Genomic DNA, 10,533 nt, shown 5'->3' on the forward strand with positions numbered 1-10,533 from the left:
AAGCCTCACCTCAAATCATCAGCAAAAAAAAGCCCCACGACCGAATGAGCCGCAGGGCTAAAAATTGGCTGGATGCGACCAACCAAAGGAGCTCTTTACATCACTTGCTGCTGGCTACGACCGTGTCCGGCTGCCAGCCACCACCCAAGGCCTTGTAGATCGCAACAATGCCGCGATACAGGTCCACTTCAGCCTGGGCCTGGGAGTCTTCAGCCGCCAAGCGCTCACGTTGCGCATCCAGCAGCACCAGAAAGTCGACGGTGCCTTCGCGGTAACGAATCGCGGCAAGATCGGCAGCGGCGCGGCTGGACTCACTTTGACGGATTAGCGACACCAGGCGCTGCTGGCGCTTGCCGTAATCACTGAAGGCGTTTTCCGATTCCTCCAGTGCCAGCAATACCTGCTGCTCGTAGGTTGCCAGGGCGCCATCGGCCTCGGCATTTGCACCGCGCAACCGTGCGCGTACGCTGCCCAGGTCAAAGGCGGCCCAGGTGATGCTTGGGCCAAGGGACCAGGCATTCGCGGCAGCCGAGCCAATTTGCGAACCGCGCCCGGCGGTAAAGCCGAGGAAGCCGCTGAGGCTGACCCGTGGGAACAGGTCGGCCTTGGCCACGCCGATACGCGCGGTGGCGGCGGCCAATTTGCGTTCGGCGCTGAGGATGTCCGGGCGACGTTGCAATAACTGGCCTGGGTCGCCAATCGGCAAGGCCTTGGCAATGGCCGGCAGGTCTTTGGGACTCAGGTCTACGCTCAGCTTGTCGGGGCGCTGGCCGAGGAGGGTGGCGATGCGGTTACGCTCGCGCACTTGCTCGGCTTGCAGTTGCGGCACGCTGGCTTCAACGGCGGCCAGGCGTGCGTCGGCACGTTCCACATCGAGCTGATCGCCAACACCCGCATCACGCAGGCTGACGGTGATGGTACGTGATTCCTGCTGGTTCTTCAGGTTGTCCAGGGCGATACGTTCACGCAGCTGCGCACCGCGCAATTGGCCGTAGGCGTCGACCAATTCGGCAATCATGCTGACTTGCAGTTGGTACAGGTCGGCCTCGGCGACCTGTTGGTCAGCGTCGCTGGCCTCCAGGTTGCGGCGGATACGCCCGAACAAGTCGACTTCCCAGGCCATGTCCAGGCCCAGGTCGTAGCGCTCGCTGTTGACACGCTGGGTGGTCTGGCCCGGGATCTGGCCTTTGCCCACATCACTGCTGACGCGGCTGGTGACCACCGGCATGATGTCGTTGGCGGCGTCATCCCGGATGGCACGTGCCGCCCGCAGACGGGCGAACGCCACACGCAGGTCGCGGTTACCGCTCAACGACTGGGTAACCAATTGGTTGAGGGTCGGGTCCTCGAACTGCTGCCACCAGATGCCTTCGTACTGGGCGTGGTCATAGCTCTTGGTGTCGGCGGCGGCCGTGATATTGGCCGCCTCCAATTTTTCGGTTTTGTAATCCGGGCCCACGGCACAGGCGCTCAGCGCCAGTACCAGCAAGCTCGGCAAAAATACTTTCACGCTCATTGCTGTGTCTCCAGCTTCAAGGCCTTGGCCGCTTTGCGTGCTTCGCCGCGCTCCACATAACGACGGATCAGGACGTAGAACACGGGCGTCAGCAACAGACCGAAGAAGGTCACCCCGATCATCCCGGAGAACACCGCCACGCCCATGGCATGACGCATCTCGGCACCGGCACCGCTGGACATCACCAGGGGCACCACACCCATGATGAAGGCGAACGAGGTCATCAGGATCGGCCGCAGACGCAGGCGGCAAGCTTCGAGTACCGCAGCCAGCGGATCGAGACCTTCCTGCTGTTTATCCTTGGCAAACTCGACGATCAGAATCGCGTTCTTACACGCCAGGCCCACCAGTACAATCAGGCCGATCTGAGTGAAGATGTTGTTGTCGCCGCCGGAGATAATCACCCCGGTGATGGCCGACAGCAGCGTCATCGGTACGATCAGGATCACCGCCAATGGCAGGCTCCAGCTTTCGTATTGGGCGGCCAGTACCAGGAACGCCAGCAGTACGCAGAGCGGGAACACGAACAGTGCGGTGTTACCCGAGAGGATTTGCTGATAGGTCAGGTCGGTCCACTCGTAGGTCATGCCGTTCGGCAGTTCGTCTTTCAGCAACTTTTCAATCGCCGCCTGTGCCTGGCCGGAGCTGTAGCCCGGTGCGGCGTTGCCGTTGATTTCGGCGGTGATAAAGCCGTTGTAGTGCATCACACGGTCCGGCCCCGAGGTGTCGCTGACCTTGATAAAGGTCGCCAGCGGGATCATCTCGCCTTTGTTGTTGCGCACTTTCAGCTGGCCGATCTGGTCTTCATCCTGGCGGAACTTTTGCTCGGCCTGCACGTTGACCTGATAGGTACGCCCGAAGCGGTTGAAGTCGTTGGCATACAACGAACCCAGGTAGATCTGCAGGGTGTCGAAGATGTCGCTGATCGCTACGCCGTGGGTCTTGGCCTTTTCGCGGTCAATGGCGGCATCGACCTGTGGCACGTTGACCGTGTAGCTGGTGAACAGGCCGAACAACTCAGGCACGCCACGGCTTTTGGTGATGATGTTCTGCACTTCTTTGTACAGCTCGTCATAACCCAGGTTGCCACGGTCTTCGACTTGCAGGCGGAACCCACCGATCGTACCCAGGCCCTGTACCGGCGGCGGTGGGAAGATCGCCATGTAGGCTTCTTCGATGCTGCTGTATTTACCGTTCAGTGCCCCGGCAATTGCGCCGGCGGACATGCTCGGGTCTTTACGCTCATCGAACGGCTTCAAGGTAACGAACACGATGCCGTTGTTCGGGCTGTTGGTAAACCCGTTGATTGACAAGCCGGGGAAGGCAATAGCGCTCTCCACACCGGGCTGTTTCATGGCGATGTCGGACATGCGTTTGATCACGTCTTCGGTGCGGTCCAGGCTGGCGGCGTCCGGCAATTGCGCGAAGGCCACCAGGTACTGCTTGTCCTGGGCCGGTACGAAACCGGTCGGCGTGTGGGCAAAGCCCAGCCAGGTCAGCACCATCAGGCCGGTGTACAGGAACAGCGCGATACCACTGCCGCGAATCACCCGGCGCACGGTGCCGACATAACCATGGCTGGCTTTGTCAAAGAAGCGGTTGAACGGTTTGAACAACCAGCCACCCAGCATCTTGTCGAGGAACTTGGAGAAACCGTCCTTCGGTGCGTTATGACTTTTAAGCAGTACCGCAGCCAGTGCGGGCGACAAGGTCAGCGAGTTGAACGCCGAAATCACCGTGGAAATCGCAATGGTCAAGGCGAACTGCTTATAGAACTGCCCGGTCAAGCCGCTGATAAAGGCCGCCGGAATGAACACCGCACAGAGTACCAATGCGGTCGCGATGATCGGGCCAGTCACTTCGCTCATGGCCTTTTCAGTGGCCGGGAACGGTTCCAGTCCCAATTCGATATTCCGCTCGACGTTCTCCACCACCACGATGGCATCGTCCACCACGATACCAATGGCCAACACCAATCCGAACAGTGACAGCGCGTTGAGCGAGAAGCCAAACAAGTGCATCACCGCAAAGGTACCGATCAACGATACCGGCACCGCCACCAATGGAATGATCGAGGCACGCCAGGTTTGCAGGAACAGGATCACCACCAGCACTACCAGAATCAGTGCTTCGAACAAGGTGTGAACCACCGCCTCGATGGAGCCGCGCACGAAGACTGTCGGGTCATAGGCAATGCGGTAATCCATGCCTTCCGGGAAGCTCTTTTTCAGCTCCGCCATCTTGGCGCGCACTTCATTGGAAATGTCGATGGCGTTGGAGCCAGGGCGCTGGAAGATCGGGATCGCGACGGCAGGCTGGTTATCAATCAGCGACCGCAGAGCGTATTGGCTGGAGCCCAGCTCCACCCGCGCGATGTCTTTGAGACGCGTGATTTCGCCGTTGTCGCCGGCCCGAATCACGATGTTTTCGAACTCTTCTTCAGTGACCAGACGGCCCTGAGTATTGACCGAAAGCTGGAAGCTGGTGTCGTTAGGCGCAGGCTGCGCGCCCAGCGCACCGGCCGCCACCTGACGGTTCTGTTCACGAATCGCCGTGACCACATCGGTGGCGGTCAGGTTGCGCGAGGCGGTCTTGTTCGGGTCCAGCCATACACGCAGGGAGTAATCGCCCATGCCGAACAACTGCACATCGCCCACGCCGCCCAGCCGTGCCAACTCATCCTTGATATTGAGGATCGCGTAGTTGGACAGGTAGAGCATGTTGTAGCGCTGGTCCGGGGAGGTGATGTGCACCACCATGGTCAGGTCAGGGGAAGCCTTGTCCACGGTGATACCGATGCGCGTCACTTCCTCAGGCAGCTTTGGCTGAGTCCGCGTCACGCGGTTTTGCACCTGTACCTGCGCATTGTCCAGGTCGGTGCCCAGGGCGAAGGTGATGGTCAGGGTCAGCTTGCCGTCGGCGGTTGACTGCGAGGACATATACAGCATGTTCTCGACGCCGGTGATGGCTTGCTCCAAGGGAGCGGCCACGGTTTCACCGATGACTTTAGGGTTGGCGCCCGGGAAGTTGGCACGTACCACGACAGTCGGCGGCACCACTTCCGGGTATTCGCTGATCGGCAGTTGGAACAGCGAGATCGCACCGGCGATCAAGATCAACAGCGACAGCACCGCTGCGAAGATCGGTCGCGAAATGAAGAACTTGGAAAAATTCATCTTGAGTTGTATCCCTTAACCGCGTGGAGTCGCGACGGCTGCGAGCTTGGGCGCGGCTTTATCCGGCGCCACTTGCTCCAGGTTGCTGGCTTCAAGCGCTTGTCGTTGTTGTGCCAAGGCGGCGAGGGTTTCCTTGCTGGCCATCGGGATCGTTTCCGGAGCAACCGGCGAACCCGGGCGAATGCGCTGCAAGCCCTTCACGACAATGGTGTCGTCCTTGTTCAAACCGCTGCGCACAATGCGCAGGCCTTCGATTTTCGGCCCCAGTTCCACCGAGCGATAAGCCGGCTTGTCGCCGTCCATCACCAGCACGAACTTCTTGCCAAGGTCGGTACCGACCGCTTCGTCGTTAATCAACACGGCGGAGTAAGTGCCGCTGCCGACCAGCTTCAAGCGGGCATACAGGCCAGGGGTGTATTCGCCCTTGCTGTTATCGAATACGGCGCGGCCGCGAATGGTGCCGGTGGCCGGGTTGACCTGGTTATCGACAAAGTTCATCTGGCCCAGATGCGGGTTGCCGGTTTCATTCGACAGGCCCAGGTACACAGGCGTCGTTGCGCCACGGCGGCCTTCACGGGCCAGTTCGGTGTACTTGAGGTACACGCGCTCATCGGCGTCGAAGTAGGCGTAGACCTTGTCGGTGGAGACCACGCTGGTCAGCGGCGTGGTGTCGGCGGTCACCAGGTTGCCGGCGGTGATTTCGGCACGGCTGACGCGGCCACTGATCGGCGAGGTCACGCGGGTGAAACTCAGGTTCAGCTTGGCCAGGTCCAACTGCGCCTGGATCCCGGCGACAGCGGCGCGGGCTTCCTGGGCGGCGGTGGTGCGCGAGTCAGCCAGTTCGGCGGAGATCGCATTGCTCTGGCGCAGGCGTTCGCCACGTTGCGCTTCGTTATCGCTGCGGCTGGCGGCGGCTTTGGTTTGTGCGAGCTGGGCTTCGAGGCGGCGCACCTCAGCCTGGAACGGACGCGGGTCGATCTGGAACAGCAGGTCGCCTTTCTTCACCAAGGCGCCTTCGGTGAAAGCCACCTGATCGATCTGGCCGGACACGCGCGGACGAATCTGCACGGTTTCCGGGGCTTCCAGGCGTCCGGTGAATTCGTCCCACTCGTTGACCGGTTGTTCCAGCACCTTGGCCACACTGATTTTCGCCGGGGGCATGGCGGCCGCTTGATCCGGGGTCTTGCCGCAGGCGCTCATCACCACCACGGCCAAAATCGCCAAGGGGAAGCGCAAGTGTTTGAGTGACTGTTCCATGAGGTGCATCCGCCAATGTATTTGAGATGGGCGGATCATGCGCGGCGAGGTGCTATGTCACGAATCGAATGAAACAAAGGTAACTATCATTCGGAATGATATAAGCGAGAGACGAGCCCCCTAGAATGGCGGTTTCGTTAGGGAGCTATCAATGGGCTTGATGGCAAAAGTGTATTGCGTAGCCTGCAAGGAACCACGCTCACAGGCCACTGTCGGTGCCCTGCAGCAGGCTCAACCGTCTGCCGGTGGCGCCAGGTTGCCACGCGGCCTGCCAATCAGCCCGCCCAAAACGTACATCAACCCGCCCGCCACAACAAAAACCACCAACATATAAAACATGCTGTACGCCGGCTGCGTCGCCAACACCCACCCACACAACGCCGGTCCCAACGCCGCGCCGACATTGCTCAGGTTCTGCGCGGCGTAATACATGCCGCGCAGATGATTGGGCGCGATGTTGTCGATGAACATGTATTCGGCCGGGAACACGATGATTTCGCCAAGGGTGAAAATCACCATGGACAGCACCCACATCAGCAGCGTGGTCGACAGCGCAAACCCGCCCAGGCCGACGACAAACAGGCTGAGCCCTACGGCCAGCCATCGGTTCAGGCAACGCGGGGAAATCCGTTTGCCGAGGCTGTATTGCAAGCTGATCACCGTCAGGGCATTGGTGGCCACAATCGTGCTGATGATCCGATAAGTCTCCTGAGGCGTGGTCGTGACGATCAAGTACTGCGAGAGGTAGGCCGTGAACTGGCCGAACACCACGGCACTCAGCAGTCCGCCGAGGGTAAAGCACACCAGGCGGTAGTCGCGCAGCAGCAGTGTGCCCACGGCCAGGAACGCCACGGGTGGCTGGTTTGCTTGGGAAGTCTGCAAACACTTATCGCCCCATACGCAGTAGGCCAACCAGAACCCGGCGCCAAGCCCGGCTGAGATAAGAAACGGCAGGCTGGAATCCACAGCGGCCAAGCCCGCGCCAAGGAACGGCCCGACGGCATAACCGATATTGGTCAGCGTGTATTTGATCGAAAACGCTTCACTGCGCTGTTCAATGGGAAGCAGGCTGCCAAACCCGGCTTTTACCGCGATATCGATCACCGCATACGCCAGGTTCACCGCCACCAGGCACAGGTAGAACAACCAGAGCGCGGGCGCGATAGACGCACCGAGAAAGCCCAGGGTGAAGACGCCGCAGAACAGCAGGATAAGCCGATAACTGCTCATCCGGTCCACCAGGAAACCGCCATACAGGCTCAGCAGCGAGCCGATGATCAGTGTGCTGCCGATCACCAGGCCGATATCGGCGATTCTCAAGCCAAAGTGGCCTGATAAGTAAATGACCAGGTAGGGCAGGGTGATAGCGCGGGCGAGTGTCAGTATCAGTGTGGCACTCAAGAGTAGGTTAAGGGTGGCGGGGTAGTGTTTCAGCGTGGCCAGCATTCGAGCCTCATCGTGCATTTATAAGCGTGGAAGCAGCTTACGTTTGAACTGAGTTCTGATTTAGGATGGTTTTTATTGAGATACAGGAACTCAATTCATGAATAAGGACTGTGCATGTTTTCCTCAGAGCGCCTCAAGGGCATCGATGTATTTGTCTGTGTCGCGCAGTACGGCAGCTTTACGGCGACCGCCGAGAAAATGAACCTGACCGCTTCGGCCGTGAGCAAAAGCATTGCGCGCCTGGAGACTCGCCTGGGAGCTCGACTGTTCCAGCGCACCACCCGCAGGTTAGCGCTGACGGATGCAGGTGTTGGGTATCTGCGCACCTGCACCGGCGTATTAGCCGACCTGGAAGAAGCCGAATGGGCACTGCAGGCTGAAAACACGGAACTGCGTGGGCGTGTGCGCATTGACCTGCCCGGTGCCTTTGGCCAGGCGCAGGTGCTACCGATCCTGCTGCCGTGGCTGCACACGCATCCATTGCTGACCCCGCACATTTCCTTCTCCGATGGCTCTGTCGATCCGCTTAAGGAAGGCGTGGATATCGTCGTGCGCATCGGCGACGCCCCGGCCTGGCCGGAGACGGTAGAGCACCGGTTACTCTCGCGCGAGTGGCATGTGCTGTGTGCATCCCCTGCGTATCTCGCCCGCCACGGTATGCCGCAGTCCGAGGGTGACCTTGAACGGCATCAGTGCATTGCCTACGGCTGGGGCGATGGCCGCGTCAGCCCCTGGCGGCACGTTGGCGAACACGGCGCGACACTGCACAGCCACAGGCAACCGCAACTGGTGATCGGCCATGGCGACGGGCTCAAGTTGGCCGCGCTGGCCGGCTGTGGTATCGCACAAATGCCGTCCTGGCTGGTTGAGCAACACTTGCAGGACGGTTCGCTGGTGCAAGTCTTGCCGCACTTGGCCAGTGTCGGCATGGGCATCAGCGTGGCCTGGGTCAAAAACCGCTACGCGCTGCCCAAGGTGCGCGCGCTAGTGGAGGTGCTGGTTGCAGGGTTGGGCGCGGCTGAGTGACACTCATCGATTTTCCGCACCGATTTTTGACAGGATTCGACCATGCCAGACCTACCTACACCGCCTTCCACGGGCGACGATCCTTACCTTTGGCTTGAACAAGTCGATAGCCCACAAGCGCTGGACTGGGTGCGCGCGCAGAACCTCAAGACCCACGCACGGCTCGCCGAATCCACGCCCTTCAAAGCATTGCAAGCTGACCTGCTGGCAGTGCTCGATTCGGACAGCAATATCCCCTACGTGGAAAAGATCGGCGCCCACTATTACAACTTCTGGGTCGACGCCGCCCACCCTCGCGGCCTATGGCGGCGCACCACGCTGGCGGAATATCGCAAGGCGCAACCGGCCTGGGAAACCGTGCTGGATATCGACGCGTTGAATGCACTGGAAGACGAAAATTGGGTCTGGCATGGCGCCGACTGCTTGTACCCAGGCTATCAACGCGCCTTGGTCGCACTCTCCCGTGGCGGCGCAGACGCGAGTGTCACGCGCGAATTCGACCTGGTCGAAAAAGCCTGGGTCAAGGGTGGCTTCGAGCTGCCCGAATCCAAGGGCGGGCTGGGTTGGATCGACCACGACAACGTGTACGTGTTTACCGACTTCGGTGCAGACAGCATGACCCGCTCGGGGTACCCGCGCATCGTCAAGCAATGGCTGCGCGGGACGCCGTTGAGTGCTGCCAGCGTTGTCTACGAAGGCGCGCACGACGATATGTATATCGCCGCGATGCACGACAGCACGCCGGGCTATGAGCGTGATTTTGTCAGCCGCACCCTGGCGTTCTACAACAATGAACTGTACCTGCGCGCCCAGGATGGCACGCTGAGCAAAATCGACGCGCCGAACTCGGCCGACAAGTCGGTACACAAAGACTGGTTGCTCCTGCAATTGCGGGATGATTGGACGGTAGGTGACGGCTATGCGGCCGGCTCGTTGCTGGCCATCGACTTTGCACGGTTCATGGCTGGTGCGCGGGATTTTGACGTGCTGTTCGAGCCATCGCAGACTACTTCGCTGGCAGGCATGGACTGGACCCGCAACCACTTGGTACTCAATGTGCTGGAGGACGTCAGAAACCGCCTCAGCGTGCTGACGCCCGGCGCACAAGGCTGGGCACGCAGCGCATTTATCGGCGCACCGGCGATGGCGACCGTGGACGTGAGTGCCGTCGACAGCGATGACAGCGACGCCGTGTGGATGGTCACGCGCGGCTTCCTCACGCCGGTCACGCTGTCGCTGGTTGAGCTTGGCGCCCAACCCGAAGTGCTCAAAGCCATGCCGGCGTTCTTCGATGCGAGCCGGCATGTGGTTGAACAGCATTTTGCCGTGTCCAAAGATGGCACCCGCGTGCCGTATTTCCTGGTGCACGAACAGGGCTTGCCGTACACCGCCAACGCGCCGACCTTGCTCTACGGTTACGGCGGCTTTGAAGTGTCGCTGTGCCCGGAGTATTCCGGCGGCCTGGGCCGCGCCTGGCTGTCCAAAGGCGGCGTGTATGCCGTGGCGAATATTCGCGGCGGCGGCGAATACGGCCCGCGTTGGCATCAGGCGGCGCTCAAGCACAATCGCTCACGCGCCTATGAGGATTTCGCCGCAGTGGCGCAAGACCTGATCAGCCGCAACATCACCGCGCCCCGGCACTTGGCCGTGCAAGGTGGCAGCAATGGCGGCCTGTTGACCGGCAATATGCTCACCCAATTCCCCGAGCTGTTCGGGGCCGTGGTCGTCCAGGTGCCGTTGCTCGACATGCAGCGCTATCACCATTTGCTGGCAGGCGCCTCATGGATGGAAGAGTACGGCAACCCGGACGTGCCTGAAGAATGGGCCTACATCCAGACGTTTTCACCCTACCACCTGTTCGACCCGGCCAAGACCTACCCGCCGGTGCTGTTCACCACCTCGACCCGCGATGACCGCGTACACCCGGCCCATGCCCGCAAGCTTGCGGCCAAGATGATCGATGCCGGCCAGGACGTGACCTACTACGAAAACATCGAAGGTGGCCACGGCGGCGCGGCGGACAATGCCCAGAGTGCGTACATGAAAGCGCTGGTCTACGGCTTTTTGTGGGAGCGCTTGAGCGCCGGTCGCGGCTGACCGGCGCTCGCGGGT

6 protein-coding genes are annotated in these 10,533 nt (G+C 60.7%); 2 read left to right on the plus strand and 4 right to left on the minus strand.

Features of this window, described 5'->3' with window-relative positions; all coding sequences use genetic code 11:
* Nucleotides 1-100 precede the first annotated feature (100 nt).
* The 4 genes from K0H48_RS00270 to K0H48_RS00285 form a co-directional block, all read right to left on the minus strand.
* Nucleotides 101-1,516 carry an efflux transporter outer membrane subunit gene (locus tag K0H48_RS00270; RefSeq protein WP_219265590.1) on the minus strand — a complete coding sequence of 472 codons (1,416 nt, stop codon included), beginning with the start codon at nt 1,514-1,516 and terminating at the stop codon, nt 101-103.
* The gene (locus tag K0H48_RS00275; RefSeq protein ID WP_219265592.1) at nt 1,513-4,692 is read right to left on the minus strand and encodes an efflux RND transporter permease subunit; all 3,180 of its coding nucleotides are present in this window, start codon (nt 4,690-4,692) and stop codon (nt 1,513-1,515) included. The genes K0H48_RS00270 and K0H48_RS00275 overlap by 4 nt, the downstream gene beginning before the upstream one ends.
* Before the next feature lie 15 nt (nt 4,693-4,707).
* On the minus strand, nt 4,708-5,949 hold the full coding sequence (gene mexE, locus K0H48_RS00280) for a multidrug efflux RND transporter periplasmic adaptor subunit MexE (protein ID WP_176992254.1): 1,242 nt from the start codon (nt 5,947-5,949) through the stop codon (nt 4,708-4,710).
* 231 nt (nt 5,950-6,180) lie between these two features.
* Nucleotides 6,181-7,395, minus strand: a complete 1,215-nt coding sequence (locus tag K0H48_RS00285) for an MFS transporter (RefSeq protein ID WP_219265594.1) — start codon at nt 7,393-7,395, stop codon at nt 6,181-6,183.
* A 114-nt stretch (nt 7,396-7,509) separates the two neighbouring features.
* On the opposite strand from K0H48_RS00285, the gene K0H48_RS00290 reads away from it, so the two are divergent.
* Complete coding sequence (locus tag K0H48_RS00290; protein ID WP_219265596.1) at nt 7,510-8,421, plus strand: LysR family transcriptional regulator; 912 nt, start codon at nt 7,510-7,512, stop codon at nt 8,419-8,421.
* Nucleotides 8,422-8,463: 42 nt separating this feature from the next.
* Nucleotides 8,464-10,518: a prolyl oligopeptidase family protein gene (locus K0H48_RS00295; protein ID WP_219265598.1), complete on the plus strand. Its 2,055-nt coding sequence runs from the start codon at nt 8,464-8,466 to the stop codon at nt 10,516-10,518.
* The last annotated feature ends 15 nt before the right edge of the window (nt 10,519-10,533 follow it).

Origin of the sequence: Pseudomonas sp. Xaverov 259 (assembly GCF_019352915.1) — a bacterium.
In the GTDB taxonomy this organism is placed as follows: Bacteria; Pseudomonadota; Gammaproteobacteria; order Pseudomonadales; family Pseudomonadaceae; genus Aquipseudomonas.